The organism is Micromonospora sp. NPDC051543, from assembly GCF_044454415.1.
Lineage (GTDB): Bacteria > Actinomycetota > Actinomycetes > Mycobacteriales > Micromonosporaceae > Micromonospora.
Window position 1 is genome coordinate 158,316 of sequence record NZ_JBITDT010000007.1, and the last position, 19,321, is coordinate 177,636.

The window sequence follows — 19,321 nt, forward strand, 5'->3', positions numbered from 1 at the left end:
GATGAATGCCCTGACCCGACGTCGGTTCCTGCTCGCCTCCGGAGTCACCGGCGCGGCGGCGCTCGCGGCCGGAAGCGGCGCGCTCGCATACTCTCGGCTGCTGGACGACGCCGACCACGCCGAGGCGCCGGCCGCTGAGACGCTCGTGCTGGTGACGTTGTACGGCGGTAACGACGGCCTCAACACCGTGATCCCCTACGCCGATCCGGTGTACCACGACAGTCGGGCCGACCTCGCGTATCCCGCCGAGCGGACGCTGCACCTGACGGACGCGCTCGCCCTGAACCCGGCGCTCACCGGACTGAAAAGGCTGTGGGACGACAAGCGTCTGGCAATCATCCCCGGTGTCGGCTACCCACGCCCCGACCGCAGCCACTTCCGATCCATGGACATCTGGCAGACGGGCGCCCCGACGAATCCCGCCACCACCGGCTGGATCGGCCGCTGGCTGGACAGCGTCGAGGCCCCTGTCGGGACGGCGGTCAGCTTCGAGCCGGTACTGCCGCCGCTGTTGGTGGGGCGACGGCGGATCGGCTCCTGCATCAGCTACCAGGGCCTTGATCTGCCACCCTGGATCGACGCCGGTCTGGTCGCCGATCTTGGCAGGCCCGAGCCCGGAGAGCCCGAGATGCAGGCCCGCGGCGCAGCCGCCTACGCGGACCTGCTTGAGCTGCAGCGAGTCGTGCGGGACGCGGACGACGCCACGGGAGCCCCCAAGGCGAACACCGAGCCGGCCGTTCCGGCGACCGGCACGGGCGGCGAGAGCGTCCTCCCCGCCCAGTTGGCGCTCGTCGCGAGGTGTGTGGAGGTGGGCGTTCCCACCCGGGTCTACTCGGTGAGCCTCGGTGGCTTCGACACTCACGCCGACGAGATCTCGACCCAGGAACTGCTGCTGCGGCAGCTCGACGACTCGCTCACGTCGTTCGTCGAGCGGATGGCGGGCTCCGAGGCCGGTCGGCGGGTGACAGTCGTCGTCTACAGCGAGTTCGGCCGCCGGGTCCGCGCCAACGCGTCGGACGGTACGGACCACGGCACGGCCGGCCCGGTGTTCGTCCTCGGTCACCGCGTCACGGGTGGCATCTACGGGGAGCAGCCGAGTCTCACGGACCTGGACCAGGGTGACCTGAAGGCCACGACCGATTTCCGCGACGTGTTCGGCAGCGTGCTCGACTCGGTGTTGCAGGCAGACCCGAGCCGGTACTTCGAGGGTTACGAGCCGCGGTCGCTGCCGATCCTGGGCAGCGGCTGACCTGACGTGAGACCGCGGATGGACGTCAGCGGCCCCCCGCGCGGAAGACCTCGGCGATGGTGCGGAGCACCACCTTGCAGTCCAACCAGAGCGACCAGTTCTCGATGTAGTAATTGTCGAACCGAGCCCGATCGGAAATGGGCGTGTCCCCGCGCAGACCACTGACCTGCGCGAGCCCGGTGAGCCCCACCGGAACCCGGTGCCGCATCGCATAGCGCGGGTACTCCGCCGAGAACTTCTCGACGAAGTGCGGCCGTTCGGGTCGTGGCCCGACCACGCTCATATCGCCGCGCAGGATGTTCCACAGCTGTGGAAGCTCGTCGAGAGAGGTGCGACGCATGAACCGTCCGATCGGACCGACCCGCTGGTCGTACGCGATGGACCAGTTCGTCTGCGACTCCGTCTCGTCGACCGGACGCATCGAACGGAACTTGACCACCTTGAACGGCTTTCCGTACCGGCCGATGCGCTCCTGGTGGAAGAAGATCCCCGGCCCGCCGTCGAGGAGTGTCGCGAGCGCGCACAGCAGCAACAGCGGGCTCAGCACGATAAGGGCCACGCAGGCGAACAGGATGTCCGATGCCCGCTTGACCGCCCAGCGGGGACCGGTCAGGGAAATGTCACCTACCCGCACGATGGGAATGGCCCCGATGTGGTCGGGGTACCCGCCCTGCGAGCGGGAGCCCCACAGGCGCGGGACCTCCCACAGGTCGCAGCGCGAGCTGTGCGGCAGCAGGAGGGTTTCCATCAGCACGGACTCCGAGCAGTCCGGGTCGGCGATGACCAGGACCTCGCACTGCAACACCCGGACCAACTTCTCCAGGTCGCTCAACCCGCCGAGCAGGGGCAGCGCGTTGCCGTCCGGCTGGGGGACGTCGACGCAGCCGACGAAACGCAGGCCGTACCGCGGGTAGCGGCGTAGCAGCCGGGCCAGTTCGAGGGCGACCGGACCGCTGCCGATGATGATCGCGTTGTGCTCGACCCAGCGACGCTTGCGGACCACGATGGTGAGGGCCCTGCTGAACGCTCGACCGACGATCACCAGGCTGGCGGAGATGGCGACGCCGCGCATGAAGCCGCCGACGTACTCGACCGAGGAATGACGCTCCGCTGCGATGATGGCTACCACAGCCGCCGAGGCCAGCAGTCGGCCGGCGATGCTCGGCACCTCGTCGAGGAAACTCACGTGCCGGCGGGCATGGTAGAGCCCACCGGTGGCGAAGATCGCCATGGCGAGTCCGGCATTGACGAGGGTGCCGCGCCAGTAGGCCTGCGAGAGCAGCAGTGGAAAGAGAAGCGCCGCGGCGTCGATCGGAAACGTGATCATCCAAGCTCGCAGCCGCCGGGTCCGGGACGATGTCTGGGACCCGGCGTACGGCAGGACAGCCGTAGTGTCCATGCCCGGCGCCGGCCGGGGTGCGGGTACGGTCCTAGCTGCGCCGGGCACCGGCGGCCCGGCCGGCGTCACCGGCGGCGGCCCCGTCTCCCGCGGGTGTGAACCTGGCCAGCTGGAACGGCTTGTCGTCGCGTGACCTGACATGGTCGACCCTTTCCCCCGATATCCTTCGACCGGCCGTTGGGCCGAGCCAAAGAACCGAAGGCAGAATACGACCGGGGCAGATCCGTCGGCATTGGACGAAGAGTTTAATCCATCTGCCTACTTCGCTGCGTTGGTGATCTCCGCGGCAGCGTCACGACGAACCGCGTCGAAGACACGGGCGGCCCTCGTCTTGTCGACAACCACGATGCTCTCACTGCCCACCTGGCCGGTGCCCTTGGTGGGACAGGTAAAGAACCCGAGCTGACCGCTGCGAAGGTGCCGCAGCTCCATCGCGAGATCTACCAGGGACATCGACTTGTCGACCGCGACGGCGTTGGCGGTCGCCCGGACAAACGAGTTGAGCTTGGTGGGACTGGCGAGCGTGCCGCCGGAAGCGGCCTTGTCCAGGATCGCCTTGATGACCTGCTGCTGGTGCTTGATCCGCGAGAAATCGCCGTCGGCGAAGGCGTAGCGCTCGCGGGCGTAGTCCAGTGCGGTCGCCCCGTCCATCGTCTGTGGCCCCGCGGCGAACTCGCGCCGCCCGTCAGGGTTCAGTGAATGTCTCGACGTGAAGGCCTTGTCCACGGTGACGTCGATGCCGCCGAGGGCGTCCACGATCTCCTTGAAGCCCGCGAAGTCGACCATTGCCACGTGGTCAACGCGTACGCCCGTGAACTTCTCGATGGTCTGCACCATCAGGGGAACCCCGCCCCACGCGAACGCCGCATTGATCTTGGCGTCGCGGCCGCCGCGCCCCTGCGGCGATTCCGGCACGCTCACCCAACTGTCGCGGGGGATCGCGATGAGTTGGGCGCTCTGCCGGTCCTTCGGAAGGTGGGCCAGGATGATGGTGTCGGTTCGGGAGCCGGAGCTGTTGTCCGGGTCGCGTGAGTCGCTGCCCAGGATCATGATGTTCATGGCGCCCTTTGCGACGACCTGGGGCCGAGAGGCCTCCGGCACCTCTCCGAAAGCGTCGACCCGCTCGATCCCAGAGCTGATCGAACGGTAGTAGAGCCCACCGGCGACGACGCCGCCACCCGCGATCAACACCAGGACCACCACGGTGATCAGAACGATCTTCCGCCACCGGCGTCGCCGCGGAGGCACGCCCTCGGTTGGCTCAGTCGACTCGGTCGGCGGCTGCGCCTCGACGGACTGGGTGTCGGGCTCGACGTGCTCCTGGCGATACTGCATGCGGCGATGCTACTGATTGCGGTCCACGCCATGTACCCCCGTCCGTGCCAACGAATCCGCCTCTCGACCCACAGATCCGACGACGGTCGTTGCCAGGCGACTGATCTCTCGTCGCCAGGTGGTGTTCCAGTGAGGACGGTGAAGCGGGATCCGCCCGCGGCGATGCCGGGCAGGGTGCCTGATCCCATCGCCGACGCTCCTTGTGTCAGCATCGACTGGTGCGGCTGACCTCGATCCACACGTACCCCGTCAAGGGTTGTCACCGGCTCGACCACGACGGCGCGTTCGTGCAGCCGTGGGGCCTGGCCGGCGACCGACGCTGGATGGTGGTGGACGCCGACGGCGTCGGCGTCACCCAGCGGGACACGACCCGCCTGGTCGCTCTGCGGGCCAGCGTGCGCCCGGGCGGCCTGGTGCTGCGCGCCGACACCAGGCCCGACCTCGACGTGCCGGAGCCGGCCGCCAGCGAGCCGGTGCGGGTGCGGACCTTCCGCAGCCGGACGACCTCGGTCCCCGCGCTGCCCGCCGGCCCGGCCGCTGACGCCTGGCTCGGCGCGCTCCTCGGCCGTCCCGTCCGGCTGGTCTGGTTGGCCAGTCCGACGCGACACCTGCCCGCCGCCGATCGCGAGTACGACACCGGCGACCAGGTCAGCTTCGCCGATGCCTACCCGCTGCTGCTGACCAGCACCGGTTCCCTCGACGCCCTCAACGGCTGGCTCGCCGACGCGGGGGAGGAGCCGGTGCCGATGACGCGATTCCGGCCCAACCTGGTCGTCGACGGCGCGCCGGCCTGGGCCGAGGACGGGTGGGCGGGCCGGTCGCTGCGCGTCGGCGACGTGCGGCTGCGCGCCGCCGGGCCGTGCGACCGCTGCGTGGTCACCACCACCGACCAGGAGACCGGGGTACGCGCCAAGGAGCCCCTGCGCACCCTCGGCCGCCACCGCAACATCCGTCAGAAGCTGCTGTTCGGACTGAACGTGGTGCCCGTCGACAGTGGACCGATACGGATCGGCGACCCGCTCGTCGTCGAACCCTGACCGGCCAGCGGTGGGCTCGTCACCGTCCGTCGATGCTCTCTTAGCTTTCGCTTAGCCGCCTTGTCCGGCCGTACGCCGTTCCGGCAGCATCGCGACGTGACCGACGGAAGCGCTCCCGGCGGCGTCGAGGATCCCGCCCTCGCCGTCAAGGACGTCGACATCGACCTCGACCTGGACCGCGCTCCGGACGATCGGCCCGCGTCCTCGTCCGGGCCGGTGCCCTGGCTGGTCGCCACCGGCGTCACCGTGCTCGCGGCGGCCCTCGGACTCACCCTGGCCCTGCGGTCCGGCTCCGCCCCGGCCTGCGCCGCCGGGCGGACGCTCGCCGCCGCGCCACCCACCGGCACCGCCACCCACAGCGGCAAGGCGACCTTCTACGACTCGAAGGGCGCCGGCGGCAACTGCTCGAACCCGGCCGTGCCGGCCAACCGGCTCTACGTCGCCCTCGGCCCCACCGAGTACGCCGCGGGCGCCGCCTGCGGCGGTTTCCTCGACGTCACCGGCCCGAAGGGCACCGTCCGAGTACTGATCATGGACCAGTGCCCGGAGTGCGAGCCCGGACACCTCGATCTGTCCCGGGAGGCGTTCGCCCGGATCGCCGACCCGGTCCAGGGGCTCGTCCAGGTCACCTACCGCGCGGTCGTCAACCCGCCGCTGCCCGGCCCGCTGACCTTCCGCATCAAGGAGGGCGCGTCGCAGTTCTGGTTCGCCGTCCGGATCGGCAACCACGGCAACCCCCTGCGCGCCGTCGAGGTGCGCCAGGGCACCAGCGGCCCGTGGCGGGCAACCGCCCGGCAGGACTACAACTACTGGCTGCTCGCCTCCGGCGCGGGCCCCGGCCCGTACAGCCTGCGGGTCAGCGACGTGTACGGACACCGGGTCACCGTCTCCGGCATCCGCATGACGCCGGGACAGGTGCAGACGAGCGTGGTGCGGATGTACGAGCGCGGCGTCGTCGCCGCGACCACGCGTCCGCCCACGACGACCCGTCCGCCGGTCGCCCGACCCAACGGCACGCCGACACCGGCCCGCCGCGCCGACAAGGTGGCCGTGGCGAACGCGCCGGCCACCCCGGCCGCCGACGGACCCTCCACGCGGCCCGCCGGGGCGACCGCCCGCTGGTGCGGCTGAGCCGTCAGCGGCGCTCCGGTTCCCTATCCCTCAGCCGGTCGGCGTCAGGTCCAGCCACATGAGGATCTCGTCGCGGTCGTCGCCCGGCGCCACCCGCAGCGCGCCCGGCAGTCGGCCGACCTCCCGGTACCCGAGGCGGCGGTAGAACCCGTCCAACCCCAACCCGTCGCGCACCGTCACGTGCAGCGCCTCGTGGCCCATCTCGCGGCCCAGCCGCGCTGCCTCGCGCATCAGCGCCGACCCGCAGCCCGTGCCCTGGGTGTCCGGGTGGACCATCACCCGCTTCAGCACACACCAGTGCGCCTTGAGCCCGAACCGGTTGTCGCAGAAGACCAGCACCGCGACGGGCCGGTCACCGTCGTATCCGACCAGGAGCCGGTCCGGCCCGTCGGCGACGCCCGCGAACGTCGGGTCGGCGATCGTACGGACCTCGGTGGCGGTGACCGGTGGGACGAAACCCACCGCGCCGCCGGCGTTGCTGACGTCCACCCAGAGGGCGACGATCTCGGCGCGCAGCCGCGGGGTCAGCTCGGGATCCAGGACGAAGCGCAGAGTCACGGCGCCCATCCTGACCGGTCGACCGGGCTCGTGACCCACCACCGTGACGCGTTCGACAACCAGCTTCTGCGCCCGGTGGTTCTTCATTGGTGCGGGAGAGGGGATTCGAACCCCCACATCCTTCCGGATACAGGTTCCTAAGACCTGCGCGTCTGCCGTTCCGCCACTCCCGCCAACTCGCTGAGTCTAGAGCGTCTAACTTCAGCGGTGTTGAGCCCGGCCTCCTTCAGAATGGCTGAGATCGTGCCGTGACCCACCCGGCATGCTCCGTTGGGCGCGTTACGCAGGATCTCGGCGAGCCGTTTCGGGCCGGCGTCCGGATTGGCCAGCGCCTGCTGTATCACCGCGTCCCGATGAGCCCTTGAGCGCCAGCTACGGTCCGGACGCGGCGTCAACACGCCTTCCTGCTCCAGTAGTCGCCGGACCTTGTGCAGGTATGCCGGGGGGTAGCCCAACTGCCGTGCCGCCTCCGAGGCGGTGATCTGCTGCGCGGCGATCCGGTCGAACATCTCGAGGAGTTCCTGCCGCGTCTGCGGCCGGCGGTCGGAACCAGCTATCCCGGGGCGTTCCTCGGCGCTGTCCGCCTTGAACGCGGAAGCGGCCAGACTGCGGACCCGCTTCCCTCGGCCGGCGAAGGTTTCGGTCTGGCTGTGGCAATTCGGGCAGAGCAGTCGTAGGTTGGGCGGCCGATTGTCGAGGAAGTCCCCGTTGATGTGGTCGACGTGCAGAGTGAGTGCGGCACCTTGCCAGAAAGGCCCCGTTCCGCATCCCTCGCACTCCTCCGGTACGCCGAGCGAGGCGAGGGCCCACTTCAAACGCACGCCAGGTGTCCGGCGAGAGCCTTCGGGCAACTGAACCAGGAGCTGTGACGACGTTGTGCGTCGCAGGCCCCGGCGTCCTTTGTTGTGGGCGCTGCCGATGAAGTGCGACGTGTCGATGCCGAACTTCTTGAGCTGCCGGCTGATGTGCGCGTGCGAGCCGCCGCTGACGCGTACGCCGAGCATCCGCATCACCTCGGTGATGTTGCGAGCGGCGGCGGCCGCCTCGGCGAGCAGCTCCGGTGTGTACTTGTATCGGACCATTGACGCACGGTAGTGGCCCGGTGGGACAGTCTCAGTCGAGCCCGAGGTCGCGGCGGAGCTTGGCGACGTGCCCGGTGGCCTTGACGTTGTAGAGCGCTCGTTCGATCTTGCCGTCGCCGTCGATGACGAACGTGGAGCGGATCACGCCGGTGACGGTCTTGCCGTACAGCTGCTTCTCGCCGTACGCGCCGTACGCGATGAGCACCGCCTTGTCCGCGTCCGACACCAGCGGGAACGTGATGGCGTCGCGGTCGCGGAACTTGGCCAGCTTCTCCGGCTTGTCGGGGGAGATGCCGACCACCTCGTAGCCGGCCGCCTGGAGCGAGGCGAGCGAGTCGCGGAAATCGCAGGCCTGCTTGGTGCAGCCGGGGGTCATCGCGGCCGGGTAGGCGTAGAGGACGACCTTGCGGCCCCGCAGGTCGGCCAGGGAGAGCTGGTCACCGGTGTCGGTGGGCAGGGTCCACTCGGGCGCGGGGTCACCGGGGGAGAGACGATCGGGCGCGGTCATGGCCCCGACCCTACCGCCGGGCGTGGGCGCCCCGCGTCGCCGGCGCGCGCCGGCTCGTGTTCCTGGAAAGCGTGGTGTCCCCGAGCCGCGGACATCGCGACATCAGGGAAAGCGGGGTCGACCGAAGTGATCAAGGCCATGCGTTGTTGCCAGACTCTGGCAACAACAAGTCGTAGGAAATAGGCTGACCACCGCCGGGTCCGGACGGGTCCGCTGACGCGTGGGAGGTCGCGTGGAAACACTGGCGATGCACATCTCGAACGGGATCATCGACGGTCCCGTGGCGGCGATCTTCGCTGCGCTCGCGCTCGTCGCGCTCACCTACTGCGTCCTGCGTGGCCGACGGGACCTGGACGACCGGCTCGCCCCGATGGCCGGCCTGGTGGCGGCGTTCATCTTCGCCGTGCAGATGCTCAACTTTCCGATCTTCACGGCGGGTGTGAGCGGTCACCTGTTGGGTGGCGCGCTCGCCGCGATGCTGGTCGGCCCGTGGGTCGGCGCGCTCTGCGTGGCCGTGGTCCTCGTCGTACAGGCCCTGATCTTCGGTGACGGTGGGGTGGCGATGCTCGGCCTCAACATCACCAACATGGCGCTGCTCGGCACTGCCGCCGCGTACCTGTTGATCTCGGTGCTGCTGCGGGTGCTGCCCCGGACGCGGGCGGGCCTGGCCGTGACCGCGTTCGTCGCGGCCCTGGTCAGCGTGGTGGTCGCGTCCCAGGGCTTCGTCTTGGAGTACTGGTTGGGCGGCACCACCGACCTGGGCAACAACCTGGCCGGTCTGGCCGGCACGATGGGCGGCGTCCACGTGCTGATCGGCATCGGCGAGGGTCTGATCACCGCGACCACCGTGCTCACCGTCGCGAAGGTCCGCCCCGACCTGGTGTACGCGCTGCGTTCCCTGCGTACGCCGACCACCACGCCCGCCGTCCCGGTCACCGGAGGTGTCCGATGAAGAACCGTTCCTGGGCCTTTCTGGCCGGTGGCCTGCTGGTCGCCCTGCTGCTCGCCGGCGTCGTGAGCAACTACGCCTCGTCGCACCCGGACGGGCTGGACTCCTCCCTGCTCAAGGGCTGCACCGTCGACGCCGACGACAACATCGTCGGTGGCAGCTGCCCGGCGCAGCAGGCCAAGGACCACGAGCTGGGCGACAGCCCGCTGGCCGACTACGGCGTGCGGGGCGTGGAGAACAGTTTCCTCTCGACCGGTCTCTCCGGGGTGCTCGGCGTGTTGGTGACCTTCGCGATCGGCCTCGGCGGCTTCTGGTTGCTGCGCCGCCGGGACACCGCGCCGGCCACGGGCGACGAGGGCACGTCCGCCGAGGGCGCGGCGGTCGCCGCCGGGCACGGCCGCGCCGGCACGAGCGACTGAGCAGGGGGTACGAGATGGGCGCCGGTCACGGGCACGTGCTGTACCGCGAGTCGACCTCGCCGGTGCACCGGCTCCCACCCGAGGTCAAGATCGTGGCGATGGTGGTCTTCACGATCGCCGTGGTGGCCACCCCGCGTGCGGCGTTCTGGGCCTTTGGGGCGTACGCCCTGCTGGTGGCGCTGGTGGCGGCGCTGGCCCGGGTGGGGCCGCGCTGGCTGCTCAGCCGGGCGTTGATCGAGGTGCCGTTCGTGCTGTTCGCGGTCGCGCTGCCGTTCCTCGGCGCGGGCGAGCGGGTCGAGGTGCTGGGTCTGCGGCTGTCCGAGGACGGCCTGCACGGCGCGTGGAACATCCTGGCCAAGGGCACCCTCGGCGTCCTCGCGTCGCTGCTGTTGGCCGCGACCACCACCACCCGGGACCTGATCGTCGGGCTGGACCGGTTGCACTGCCCGCAGATCCTCACGCAGATCGCCACGTTCATGCTGCGCTACCTCGACGTGTTGGTGGGCGAGGCGCGGCGGATGCGGGTGGCGCGCATCTCGCGGGGCGACGACCCACGCTTCCTGTGGCAGTTGCGTGGCTTCGCCGCCGGCATCGGCGCGCTGTTCCTGCGCGCCTTCGAACGCGGTGAGCGGGTCTACCTGGCGATGCTGTCGCGGGGCTACACCGGGCGGATGCCTGCCGTGTGGCAGGGCGACGGCGCCGCGACCGCCGGTCAGTGGCTGGTCGCGGCGACCGTGCCGGTGGTGGCGGCCTCCATCGCCGCGACCGCCGTCGTGCTGACATGATCGGGGTCGTGCAGACCGCCCTCTCGCTGGACGTTCGTGGCCTCCGGTACGCGTACCCGGACGGGCACGTGGCGCTGCACGGCGTGGACCTGGCGGTGCCGCGTGGCGACCGGGTGGCGCTGCTCGGGCCCAACGGTGCCGGCAAGACCACGCTGGTGCTGCACCTCAACGGCATCCTCACCCCGGCCGAGGGCAGTGTGAGCGTGGGCGGCCTGTCGGTCACTCCGGACCGGGCGACGCTGGCCGAGGTGCGCCGCAGGGTGGGCATCGTCTTTCAGGATCCGGACGACCAGCTCTTCCTGCCCACGGTGGCGGAGGATGTCGCGTTCGGGCCCGCCAACCTGGGGTTGCGTGGGGCGGAGTTGGCGGCCCGGGTCGATGAGGCGCTGGCCGCCGTGGGGATGAGCGGGCACCGCGCCCGAGCCCCTCAGCACCTCTCGTTCGGGCAGCGCCGCCGGGTGGCGGTGGCGACCGTGCTGGCCATGCACCCGGAGATCCTGGTGCTGGACGAGCCGTCGTCGAACCTGGACCCGGCGGCCCGCCGGGAGCTGGCCGAGATTTTGCGGGACCTGCCGGTGACCCTGCTGATGGTGACCCACGACCTGCCGTACGCGGCGGAGCTGTGCGAGCGCTCGGTGATCCTGGACGGCGGCCGGATCGCAGCGGATGCCCCCACCCGCACGCTGCTCGCCGACGCCCCCCTGCTGGCGAAACACCGCCTCGAGCTCCCCCACGGCTTCACCCCACCCCTCTGACCGCCCGGGGCTCCCCGCGATCTTGCACTTTCTGTGGCGACAAATGCCGCGAACGCCTGCACTTCGGCGACACAAACTGCAAGATCGCGGGAGGTCAGGGGCTGGGGGTGAGGGCGGCGGCCCGGGAGGCCGCGTGCAGGCGTAGGACGCCGGCGGCCGTTGCTCCGACGCCGGTGATCAGGAACGCCGCCACCATGACTCGGGCGACCTCGGGCGACCAGGGCACCGGGGCGACGGACCGGGTGAACACCGCCGCGTTCGCCACCCCGGCGAAGAGCGCCAGGCACGCCCCGGCCAGCGCCACCGCGAAGTCGGCTGCCGGGCGGCGGCGCAGCGCGTACCAGCCGGCGGCGACCGCGCCGAGGCCGGTGAGCAGCGACCAGATCTGCCCGGACAGCAGCCCGGACAGCACCCCGCCGACCCCCTGGGCGCCCGCGTCGATCTCCCGTCCCACCGGGTAGGCGACCGCGACCGCGCCGCCGACGACGAGCAACGCGCCGAGCCCGGCCAGCGCCCGCGCGCCGGCGGGCGCGGCGGCGGCGAACAGGCCGAGCGCGCCCACCGCGAGCAGGCCGACGATGCTCACCGCCCACCAGGTGTACGCGTCCGGCGGCGGCACCCAGTCCAGGGTGCCGCCGATCGTCAGCGGGTCGGTGCCGTCGCGCAGCGGTACCGTCCAGTCCCGGACGCGGTGCTCGCGCTCCGGCGCGGCGCGGACCTGCGCCGGTGGCATCGACTCCGGCCACAGCGCGCGCTGGTCGTGCCAGCGTGCCGTGGTCCCGTCGTCGACCCGCCGCCAGGACGGTGGGGCGGCCGGGTCGGCGTCGGCCGGAAGCGCGGTGTCACCGGCGAGGGTGCGGTTCAGGTACGTGGCGGGGGAGTGGGTGTTCTCGAAGACTCCGTCGGGACCGATCCGCAGGTACGGCTCGCCGGAGTAGCCGATCACCTCGACCGCCCGGCCGGTGTCGTTGGTCAGTTCCAGGCGCGCGCCCGCCTCGATGACCCGTACCGTCAGACCGGGCCGGGCCGGCGTGACGCCGGTGACGCGGGCGCGGTAGTCGGTGCCGTCCGGGGCGTCCGCGCCGTGTGCGGCGGCGGGCGCCGCGCCGAGCAGCGTCGCCGCGCACGCGGCGGCGGCGATCAGGCCGGCGCGCGCCAGGGCGGTACGGATCACTTGCCGGCCGCCGCCACGGCTGCCGTGAGGCCCTGCGGGGTGCGGTCGGCGAGTGGCTGACCGTTGACGAGGATGGTGGGCGTGCCGGTGACGTCGCTGCGGCTGGCCTCCTCGGTGACGTGTTCGGTCCACGTCTTGTACGTGCCGTCCTTGACGCAGCCGCCGAACGAGCCCTGGTCCAGCCCCACGCCGACGCCGATGTCGATCAGTTCGTCGTCGCTGAGCCCGGCGCTGCCCTCGGGCGGCTGCTTGGCGAAGAGCGCCTTGGCGTACTCGCGGAACTTGCCGCCGGCCGCCGCGCAGCCGGACGCGGCCGACGAGCGGGTGGAGTACTCGGTGCTGGAGAAGCGGTTGAGGAAGGCGACCGGGTGGTACACCACCTTCGCCTTGTTCTCGGACGCCAACTGCTCCAACGTCGCGCCGCTGCTCTGCTCGAACTGGTTGCAGACCGGGCAGAGGAAGTCCTCGTAGACGTCGACGGTGACCGGCCCGCCGCCGGTGACGATGCCGGTGCCGGGCCCGTTGGCGCCGGGCGGGGTGGTGAAGCTGTCCGAGCGCTGGCTGGACCAGACGCCCCAGCCGATCAGGCCGGCGATGACCAGTACGGCGACGGCGGCGGCGGACACCCAGATCGTGCGGCGGCGGCGTCGTTCGCGGGCCAGTTGCTCGCGGACGACCCGGGCCGCGTCCCGCTGACCCTTGCGACTACTCATCCTCGTCCTCCACGACGGGCTCGGCGGACAGCCAGCCATCCACCGAGACGGGCGTACGCGGCCACACCACCAGAAATCCGGCCAGTACCAAGAATCCCAGGTCCCGCAGGATCTCCGGGAGGTAACTCGGGGCCTGCCCCTCGGCGAGCTGCCCGCCGCTGCCGAAGCAGCCGCAGTCGATGGCCAGGCCACGCGCCCAGGCCGAGGAGATTCCCGCGATGAAGACCAGCAGCAGGGCGGTCGAGATCGCCGCGGTGAGCCGGGTGGCCAGACCGAGCAGCAGGAGCACGCCCAGGGCCAGCTCGACGAAGGGCAGCGCCGCGCCGAGCACGGTCGCGGCGTCGTACGGCAGCACCTGGTACGCGTTCACGGCCCGACCCGAGGCGGCCAGGTCACCGACCTTCGACGCCCCGGCGACCAGCCAGACGGCGGCGAGGCCGAGGCGGGCCGCCGTGCCGAGCCAGGGCCGGACAGCCGCCCAACGGCCGACCCGCGTGGGGGGTGCAGTCACGCTCATTTGTCGTCCCGTCGCAGCCGGAAGTTCCCGGCTCAGCCGGTGCGGGCGTCGTCGACCGCCGCGACCAGCTCGTCGCGGGCTCGGGCGACCCGGGACCGGATGGTGCCCACGGGCACTCCCTCGACGGCGGCGGCCTCGGCGTACGAGAGACCGAGCAGTTGGGTGAGCACGAACGCCGCCCGTCGCTCGGGGCTGAGCCGCCGCACGAGGTCGTCGGCGCCGAGCTGGCCGGCGTGGTCGGGGTGCGGACGGTCGGTGTGGGCGTTCGCGACCAGCCGCTCGTCGAGGCGACGTCGGCGGATCACCGTGCGCAGGTGGTCGGCGCAGGCCCGCCGGGCGATGCCGAGCAGCCAGGTACGGGCGCTGGAGCGGCCCTCGAACGCCGGCAGGGCCTTGAACGCCCGCAGGTACGTCTCCTGGGCGAGGTCGTCGGCGCTGTCCGGGCCGACCAGGGCGGCGGTGAAGCGCCAGACCTCGGCCTGGGTCAACCGCACGAACACGGCCTGGGCGGTGGGGTCGCCGTCGCGCGCGATCAGGGCCGACTCGGTCGCCGGGTCCGGGCCGGCGTCACCGGACGAACCAGCGGGGCCGGTGGGGCCGGTGTCACGCGGGACGGGGATCACGACAAACCACGTTACGCGCCGGCGGGCGTGACGTCAGGGGCCTTGGACCCTTGAATGGTCTGCGACACGTCGGGAACTTTTCCCCGTCGTCAGCCGACTACCTGCTCATGACACGCGACCTCTCCCGCGCGGCGATGGCGGCTGAGCGGAATTGAGCCGTTCGCCCGACTCGGTTGGCCGAGATCCACTGGGGTCGGCGACCATGGCAGGCATGACTGTCGCCCCCCGCCGCTGGGCCGCCCGGTTGGCTGCCGCCGCCGGCCTCCTGGTCACCGTCGTCGCCCTGTTGATCGCGCCAGCCACCCCGGCCAGCGCACACGCGGTGCTGTCCAGCAGCAGCCCGGCCGCCTCCTCGGTGGTGCCGAACGGCCCATCCGAGGTGGTGCTCACCTTCAGCGAGTCGGTCCGCAAGGTTCCCGACAAGGTCCGGGTGATCGCTCCGGACGGCTCCCGGGCCGACCGGGGTGAGCCGTCGTTCGCGGGCTCGGTGGTGACCATTCCGGTGGATCCGGCCGCTGGGCGCGGCACCTACCTGGTGAGCTTCCGGGTGATCTCCGCCGACAGTCACCCGGTCTCCGGCGCGTTCACCTACTCGGTCGGCGCGCCCTCGACGCCGCCGGTTGACTCCGGCAACGACAGCCGCGCCAACCCGGTGGTGGGCACCGCCGTGAAGGTGGCCCGGTTCCTCGGGTACGCCGGTCTGGTGCTGCTGGTCGGGCCGGTCCTGGTGCTCGCCGCGCTCTGGCCGCAGCGGCTCTCCCGGCGGGGGCCCGCCCGGCTGGCCTGGGCCGGCCTCGGCCTGACGGCGCTCGCCACTCTCGCCGACCTGTGGTTGCAGGTGCCCTACACCGCCGGTGGTGGCCTCTTCGACGTGACCGGCGCCGGGTTCGGCAGCGTCTTCGGCAGTACCTTCGGCGCGGCCCACCTGGTCCGGCTCGGCCTGCTGGCCGCGGCGGCGTTCCTGCTGCGGCCGCTGTTGGAACGTCCGGCCGGCCGTACGGACGCGATCATCCTGGCGGTGCTCGGCGGGGCGGCCCTGCTGACCTGGCCGCTGGCCGGGCACCCGGCGGCCTCCCCGGCGCCGGCGGTGTCCGTGGTGGTCGACGCGGTCCACCTGGGCAGCATGGCGGTCTGGTTGGGCGGCCTGCTCATGCTCGCGGTCTTCCTGCTGCGCCAGGCCGACGAGCGGGAGTTGAGCGCGATCCTGCCCATCTGGTCGCGCTGGGCCGCGCTCGCCGTCTCGGCCCTGCTGCTGGCCGGCACCGTGCAGGCGTTGATCGAGGTGGCGACCCTCGACGCGCTGTTCAGCACCACCTACGGGCGGCTGCTGCTCGCCAAGATCGGGCTGTTCGCGATCGTGATCGCCGTGGCCGCGTACTCCCGGCAGTTGGTCCGTCGGCGGGTGGCCGCGCAGCGCCCGGCGCCGGTGCGCCGGGCGGTCCTGGTGGAGCTGGCCGTCACCGCCGTGGTGCTGGCCGTGTCCGCGACCCTGGTGCAGACCCCGCCCGCGCGGACGGCGGCGGCCGAGTCGTCCGGCGTCGAGGCCGGCCTCTTCACCACCACCCTGAACAGCTCGCTCTTCTCGATGCAGGTCGAGCTGAGCCCGGCCGAGCGGGGCAACAACTCGGTGCACCTGTACGCGTACAGCAAGGACAACCTGCCGCTGCCGGTGGTGGAGTGGCGGGCGACCGCCGCGCTGCCGTCGGCCGGTATCGAGCCGATCGACGTGCCGCTGCTGCCGTTGACCGAGAACCACGCGTACGGCGACATCAGCCTGCCGGCCGCCGGCGAGTGGCAGCTGAAGATCACCGCTCGCACGACCGACATCGACCAGGCCACGGTGACCGCCACCGTGCCCATCCGTTAGAGAGGTCCACGACACCCATGACCCGACTCCGGCGTACCGCATCCGCCGCTGCCGCCCTGGCGCTGACCGCCGTCGCCACCGCCGTGCTCGGCTTCGCCGGGCCGGCCTCCGCCCACGTCACGGTGAACCCGAAGGAGGCGACCCAGGGCGGCTACGCCCGGGTGGCGTTCCGGGTGCCCAACGAGAGCGACACCGCCTCGACCACCAAGCTCGAGGTGGTGCTGCCGGAGAACGCCCCGGTCGGCTCGGTGTCGACCATCCCGGTGCCCGGCTGGACGGTGGCCACGGAGAAGCGCAAGGTGGAGCCGCCGATCGAGGTCCACGGCAGCCAGCTCACCGAGGCGGTCTCCAAGATCACCTGGACGGCCACGGGTGACGCGGCCGTCAAGCCGGGGCAGTTCCAGGAGTTCGGCGTCTCGATGGGGCCGCTGCCGAAGGTCGACAAGATGGTCTTCAAGACCCTCCAGACGTACTCCGACGGCAACGTCTCGCGCTGGATCGACGAGCCGCAGCCGGGTGGCGAGGAGCCGGAGAAGCCCGCCCCGGTGCTCACCCTCACGGCTGCCGCGCCGTCGGCCTCGGCCGCCGCGCCGTCCGCCGCTGCCGTCGCCGACAAGGACGATGATGACGACGAGGGTGACGGCGCCGCCATCGGTCTCGGCGTCGCGGGTCTCGTCGCCGGCCTGGCCGGCCTGGTGCTGGGCGGTCTGGCGTTCGCCCGGACCCGCCGGGAGCCGGTCGCGAAGTCCTGATCCCGTCGCTCACCCGCTGGCCCGCCGGAAAATCCGGCGGGCCAGCGTGCGTCCCGGGGCCGGGAGCGGGCGTGCCGTGGATATCCCCTGATCAGCGGGCGTACGTCGGTAAGGTCGGCCGGGTATCTGGCTACGGAGGGGGACAGTGCGAATGCGCTTCGTGCGGGTGATCGCCGGAATGCTGCTGTTGGTCATCGGGATTCCGGCGCTGCTCGCCGGCGGCGGGCTGTGGCTGGTCGCCCGGCACGCCGATCCCGGTGGGGCCTACGCCGCCCGGTTCGAAACCGTCCGCACACCGGGCCACGCGGTCGTGGTCACCGACCTCGACCGGCTGCTGCGGCGGGAGGTGCCCTTCGCGCGCGGCACGCAGACCCGTGTGCGGCTCGACGCCCGGACGCCGGACGGCCCGGCGTTCGTGGGGCTCGCGCCGACCGCCGAGGTGCGCCACTGGCTGGAGTCGGTGCCGTACGCCTCGGTCCGCCGGGTGGCGCCGGCCCGGGGTCCGCTGCCGGTCCGAACGGAAGCCGCGGTCCCAGTCGTGGCCCCGGCCGCCGATGCGGTCCGCCCGCCGCTGGGTCTTCCGTTCTGGGTACGCGAGGGCATCGGCACCGTGGAGTGGAGCGCCGACGACCTCACGGGCGAGCCGATGAGCCTGGTGGTGATGCGCCCGGACGGCCGTGCCGACCTGACGCTGGATCTGCGCGCCGAGCTGCGGGCGGGCTGGGTCGGCCCGGTCGCCTGGGGACTGCTGGTGGTGGGGGTGCTGCTGGTGGCGTGCGCGGTGCTGCTCCTGCTGCGCCCACCGCGTCCGCGTGAGGTGGTCTTCGTGGTCGAACCGGACCAGGTGCCGGTCCTCGCCGGCCGGCTCGGGGTCACGTCGCTCAGCGGACTGGGCGCCCGCGATCCCCATTCCGTCAGGCCGGCGCCGGCCGTGCGACAGCTCGCCCCGGTCGGCTCCGGTGTGTCCGAGTGGTCCCGGTCGGCGATCGGCGCGGAGCCGGCCCGGCCGACGCCGGAGGACTGACGTGGCAAGTGGCCCTTCGCGCTGCCGATGCGAAGGGCCACTCTCACCGGGGGAGCGGTGCTACCCGAGCGACGCTTGAGGTAGGTGGGTCCAGATTAGCGGCGATGGACATTACTGGGGACTTGTGTCCATTTGGCGCGAATTTTCCTCCGTGCGGACCGGGCGATACGCGCGCACCGGCAGAGCCACCAGCAACAGCAGGCTGAGCAGGACGTAGGGGTTCTGCAGGACGAAGTCGACCGGATCATGGGTACGAACCGGCGCCGTACCCCATTTCTGGAACGTCACCACGCCGTAGACGATCACGGCGGTGGTGCCCACGGCGAGCGCGGCGGACCACCACCGCCGGCGTGCCTCGTCCGGGCGTTTGGCGCTGAGCGCGGCGTCGGCGAGCAGCACCACCGCCGGCACGAACCAGTAGATGTGGTGGGTCCAGGTGATCGGACTGATCAGAGCACCGACCAGGCCGGTCAGGGTCAGGCCGGTCAACGGGTCACCGGCCCGGGCGGCCCGGGCAGCCCGCCACAGTCCGTAGCCGGCCACCGCCGCCACGATCACCAACCACAGCAGCCGGTCCGGCTTCTCCGGCGCGGTGAACCGGCTCAGCAGACCGAAGACCGACTGGTTGCCGACATAGTCGGTGCGTCCCACCCGGTCGGTGTCCCACAGCTCCTGCGTCCAGAACCGCCAGGAGTCCCCGGGGGCGACCGCCGCCGCCAGCAGGGTCGCCGCCGCCGCCGTCACGCTCGCCACCGCGGCGGCCCGCCACCGGCGGGTGGCCAGCAGGTACACGATGAAGATGCCCGGAAAAAGCTTGAGCGCCGTCGCCAGCCCGATGCCGACCCCGGCCCAGCGCCGCGCCTGCGGTACGGCGAACAACAGGTCCGCCAGGATCAGCACGACCAGCAGCATGTTGATCTGCCCGAGGGTGATCGTCTCGCGGGTGATCTCCGCGGCCAGCACCAGCAGCACGGCGGCGGTAAGGGTGAACGTGCGGGGTAGGCCATGCCGGACGATCACGGGCATCACCAGCCACCGGGTGGTCAGCACCACGGCCGCCACCGTGAGCCCCGTGAAGATCGTCACGGTGACGCCGAGCCGGAGCAGTCCGAACGGCCACAACAACAGGGCGCTGAACGGCGGGTACGTGAAGTACAACTCACCCTGCACCCGGTCCGGCTGGACGTAGTCGTAGAGCGGGTGACCGGCCGTCCACCAGTCCATCGCCGACATGTAGATCTTCAGATCGAAGAAGTTGTGCACCAGGTTGCGCAGGTAGAGCGCCGGCAGCACGGCGACCAGCGCCACGATCGCGACCAGCCGACGGACCGTACGGCCACCGGGGTCGTCGTCGGTGACGGCGGGCGGTGCGATGGGTTCGGCTGGCACTTGAGAAACCCTAGCGGTCCACCCCCGCAAGAGCGCGCAGCAGCGGGGCGTGGGC

At 71.6% G+C, this 19,321-nt stretch carries 20 protein-coding genes and 1 tRNA gene; 10 read left to right on the forward strand and 11 right to left on the reverse strand.

The window, feature by feature from the left end; all coding sequences use genetic code 11:
* Position 1 precedes the first annotated feature (1 nt).
* A complete protein-coding gene (locus tag ACIA3K_RS14905; protein ID WP_396801494.1) occupies positions 2 to 1,249 on the forward strand; it encodes a DUF1501 domain-containing protein in 1,248 nt (415 codons plus the stop codon).
* A 25-nt stretch (positions 1,250 to 1,274) separates the two neighbouring features.
* Here ACIA3K_RS14905 and ACIA3K_RS14910 read toward each other — a convergent pair whose 3' ends face one another.
* Both ACIA3K_RS14910 and ACIA3K_RS14915 read right to left on the reverse strand, forming a co-directional pair.
* Positions 1,275 to 2,576, reverse strand: a complete 1,302-nt coding sequence (locus tag ACIA3K_RS14910; RefSeq protein WP_396801495.1) for a sugar transferase — start codon at positions 2,574 to 2,576, stop codon at positions 1,275 to 1,277.
* Positions 2,577 to 2,906: 330 nt separating this feature from the next.
* Positions 2,907 to 3,860: an LCP family protein gene (locus ACIA3K_RS14915; protein WP_396801748.1), complete on the reverse strand. Its 954-nt coding sequence runs from the start codon at positions 3,858 to 3,860 to the stop codon at positions 2,907 to 2,909.
* A gap of 341 nt (positions 3,861 to 4,201) precedes the next feature.
* Here ACIA3K_RS14915 and ACIA3K_RS14920 point away from each other — a divergent pair, with 341 nt between their 5' ends.
* Positions 4,202 to 5,020 carry an MOSC domain-containing protein gene (locus ACIA3K_RS14920; RefSeq protein WP_396801496.1) on the forward strand — a complete coding sequence of 273 codons (819 nt, stop codon included), beginning with the start codon at positions 4,202 to 4,204 and terminating at the stop codon, positions 5,018 to 5,020.
* A gap of 96 nt (positions 5,021 to 5,116) precedes the next feature.
* A complete protein-coding gene (locus ACIA3K_RS14925; RefSeq protein ID WP_396801497.1) occupies positions 5,117 to 6,151 on the forward strand; it encodes an expansin EXLX1 family cellulose-binding protein in 1,035 nt (344 codons plus the stop codon).
* 30 nt (positions 6,152 to 6,181) lie between these two features.
* Here ACIA3K_RS14925 and ACIA3K_RS14930 read toward each other — a convergent pair whose 3' ends face one another.
* From ACIA3K_RS14930 to bcp, 4 genes are all read right to left on the reverse strand, one after another.
* Positions 6,182 to 6,709 (reverse strand): GNAT family N-acetyltransferase, encoded by a 528-nt coding sequence (locus ACIA3K_RS14930; protein ID WP_396801498.1) that lies wholly within the window; start codon positions 6,707 to 6,709, stop codon positions 6,182 to 6,184.
* Positions 6,710 to 6,796: 87 nt separating this feature from the next.
* Positions 6,797 to 6,882, reverse strand: a tRNA-Leu gene (locus tag ACIA3K_RS14935).
* Positions 6,847 to 7,791, reverse strand: a complete 945-nt coding sequence (locus ACIA3K_RS14940) for an HNH endonuclease (RefSeq protein ID WP_396801499.1) — start codon at positions 7,789 to 7,791, stop codon at positions 6,847 to 6,849. Before ACIA3K_RS14940 ends, ACIA3K_RS14935 begins: the two co-directional genes overlap by 36 nt.
* Positions 7,792 to 7,822: 31 nt before the next feature.
* Positions 7,823 to 8,299, reverse strand: coding sequence for a thioredoxin-dependent thiol peroxidase (gene bcp / locus ACIA3K_RS14945; protein ID WP_396801501.1), 477 nt, complete (start codon positions 8,297 to 8,299; stop codon positions 7,823 to 7,825).
* A gap of 232 nt (positions 8,300 to 8,531) precedes the next feature.
* Here bcp and ACIA3K_RS14950 point away from each other — a divergent pair, with 232 nt between their 5' ends.
* The 4 genes from ACIA3K_RS14950 to ACIA3K_RS14965 are packed head-to-tail and all read left to right on the forward strand — an operon-like array spanning position 8,532 to position 11,207.
* Positions 8,532 to 9,251 carry an energy-coupling factor ABC transporter permease gene (locus tag ACIA3K_RS14950; RefSeq protein WP_396801502.1) on the forward strand — a complete coding sequence of 240 codons (720 nt, stop codon included), beginning with the start codon at positions 8,532 to 8,534 and terminating at the stop codon, positions 9,249 to 9,251.
* Positions 9,248 to 9,667, forward strand: a complete 420-nt coding sequence (locus tag ACIA3K_RS14955; RefSeq protein WP_396801503.1) for a PDGLE domain-containing protein — start codon at positions 9,248 to 9,250, stop codon at positions 9,665 to 9,667. The genes ACIA3K_RS14950 and ACIA3K_RS14955 overlap by 4 nt, the downstream gene beginning before the upstream one ends.
* A 14-nt stretch (positions 9,668 to 9,681) precedes the next feature.
* Positions 9,682 to 10,452 (forward strand): cobalt ECF transporter T component CbiQ, encoded by a 771-nt coding sequence (cbiQ, locus tag ACIA3K_RS14960; protein WP_396801505.1) that lies wholly within the window; start codon positions 9,682 to 9,684, stop codon positions 10,450 to 10,452.
* Positions 10,449 to 11,207, forward strand: a complete 759-nt coding sequence (locus tag ACIA3K_RS14965; RefSeq protein ID WP_396801506.1) for an energy-coupling factor ABC transporter ATP-binding protein — start codon at positions 10,449 to 10,451, stop codon at positions 11,205 to 11,207. Before cbiQ ends, ACIA3K_RS14965 begins: the two co-directional genes overlap by 4 nt.
* Before the next feature lie 94 nt (positions 11,208 to 11,301).
* On the opposite strand, the gene ACIA3K_RS14970 is transcribed toward ACIA3K_RS14965, so the two are convergent.
* Genes ACIA3K_RS14970 through ACIA3K_RS14985 form a run of 4 tightly spaced genes read right to left on the reverse strand, consistent with a single transcriptional unit; the run spans position 11,302 to position 14,234 of the window.
* Entirely contained in the window at positions 11,302 to 12,381 is a 1,080-nt protein-coding gene (locus tag ACIA3K_RS14970; RefSeq protein ID WP_396801507.1) for a hypothetical protein, read from the reverse strand.
* Positions 12,378 to 13,094 carry a DsbA family protein gene (locus ACIA3K_RS14975; RefSeq protein WP_396801509.1) on the reverse strand — a complete coding sequence of 239 codons (717 nt, stop codon included), beginning with the start codon at positions 13,092 to 13,094 and terminating at the stop codon, positions 12,378 to 12,380. The genes ACIA3K_RS14970 and ACIA3K_RS14975 overlap by 4 nt, the downstream gene beginning before the upstream one ends.
* The gene (locus tag ACIA3K_RS14980) at positions 13,087 to 13,611 is read right to left on the reverse strand and encodes a MauE/DoxX family redox-associated membrane protein (protein WP_396801510.1); all 525 of its coding nucleotides are present in this window, start codon (positions 13,609 to 13,611) and stop codon (positions 13,087 to 13,089) included. The genes ACIA3K_RS14975 and ACIA3K_RS14980 overlap by 8 nt, the downstream gene beginning before the upstream one ends.
* A 32-nt stretch (positions 13,612 to 13,643) precedes the next feature.
* The gene (locus tag ACIA3K_RS14985; RefSeq protein ID WP_396801511.1) at positions 13,644 to 14,234 is read right to left on the reverse strand and encodes a sigma-70 family RNA polymerase sigma factor; all 591 of its coding nucleotides are present in this window, start codon (positions 14,232 to 14,234) and stop codon (positions 13,644 to 13,646) included.
* Between the two features lie 202 nt (positions 14,235 to 14,436).
* Between ACIA3K_RS14985 and ACIA3K_RS14990 the strand changes: the two genes are divergently transcribed.
* The 3 genes from ACIA3K_RS14990 (at position 14,437) to ACIA3K_RS15000 (ending at position 17,877) form a co-directional block, all read left to right on the forward strand.
* Positions 14,437 to 16,101, forward strand: coding sequence for a copper resistance CopC/CopD family protein (locus ACIA3K_RS14990; RefSeq protein ID WP_396801512.1), 1,665 nt, complete (start codon positions 14,437 to 14,439; stop codon positions 16,099 to 16,101).
* Between the two features lie 17 nt (positions 16,102 to 16,118).
* On the forward strand, positions 16,119 to 16,853 hold the full coding sequence (locus ACIA3K_RS14995) for a YcnI family protein (protein WP_396801514.1): 735 nt from the start codon (positions 16,119 to 16,121) through the stop codon (positions 16,851 to 16,853).
* A gap of 151 nt (positions 16,854 to 17,004) precedes the next feature.
* The gene (locus ACIA3K_RS15000; protein WP_396801749.1) at positions 17,005 to 17,877 is read left to right on the forward strand and encodes a hypothetical protein; all 873 of its coding nucleotides are present in this window, start codon (positions 17,005 to 17,007) and stop codon (positions 17,875 to 17,877) included.
* A gap of 111 nt (positions 17,878 to 17,988) precedes the next feature.
* On the opposite strand, the gene ACIA3K_RS15005 is transcribed toward ACIA3K_RS15000, so the two are convergent.
* Positions 17,989 to 19,266 (reverse strand): glycosyltransferase 87 family protein, encoded by a 1,278-nt coding sequence (locus ACIA3K_RS15005; protein WP_396801516.1) that lies wholly within the window; start codon positions 19,264 to 19,266, stop codon positions 17,989 to 17,991.
* Positions 19,267 to 19,321 lie beyond the last annotated feature (55 nt).

What these genes read in the sequence shown, in the direction of transcription:
- ACIA3K_RS14990 (WP_396801512.1), top strand. Translation starts at nt 14,437, where the DNA reads ATGGCAGGCATGACTGTCGCCCCCCGCCGCTGGGCCGCCCGGTTGGCT.
- ACIA3K_RS14980 (WP_396801510.1), bottom strand. Translation starts at nt 13,611, where the DNA reads ATGAGCGTGACTGCACCCCCCACGCGGGTCGGCCGTTGGGCGGCTGTC.
- ACIA3K_RS14905 (WP_396801494.1), top strand. Translation starts at nt 2, where the DNA reads ATGAATGCCCTGACCCGACGTCGGTTCCTGCTCGCCTCCGGAGTCACC.
- ACIA3K_RS14940 (WP_396801499.1), bottom strand. Translation starts at nt 7,791, where the DNA reads ATGGTCCGATACAAGTACACACCGGAGCTGCTCGCCGAGGCGGCCGCC.
- ACIA3K_RS14995 (WP_396801514.1), top strand. Translation starts at nt 16,119, where the DNA reads ATGACCCGACTCCGGCGTACCGCATCCGCCGCTGCCGCCCTGGCGCTG.
- ACIA3K_RS14965 (WP_396801506.1), top strand. Translation starts at nt 10,449, where the DNA reads ATGATCGGGGTCGTGCAGACCGCCCTCTCGCTGGACGTTCGTGGCCTC.
- ACIA3K_RS14955 (WP_396801503.1), top strand. Translation starts at nt 9,248, where the DNA reads ATGAAGAACCGTTCCTGGGCCTTTCTGGCCGGTGGCCTGCTGGTCGCC.
- ACIA3K_RS14910 (WP_396801495.1), bottom strand. Translation starts at nt 2,576, where the DNA reads ATGATCACGTTTCCGATCGACGCCGCGGCGCTTCTCTTTCCACTGCTG.
- ACIA3K_RS14975 (WP_396801509.1), bottom strand. Translation starts at nt 13,094, where the DNA reads ATGAGTAGTCGCAAGGGTCAGCGGGACGCGGCCCGGGTCGTCCGCGAG.
- bcp (WP_396801501.1), bottom strand. Translation starts at nt 8,299, where the DNA reads ATGACCGCGCCCGATCGTCTCTCCCCCGGTGACCCCGCGCCCGAGTGG.
- ACIA3K_RS15000 (WP_396801749.1), top strand. Translation starts at nt 17,005, where the DNA reads ATGCGCTTCGTGCGGGTGATCGCCGGAATGCTGCTGTTGGTCATCGGG.
- cbiQ (WP_396801505.1), top strand. Translation starts at nt 9,682, where the DNA reads ATGGGCGCCGGTCACGGGCACGTGCTGTACCGCGAGTCGACCTCGCCG.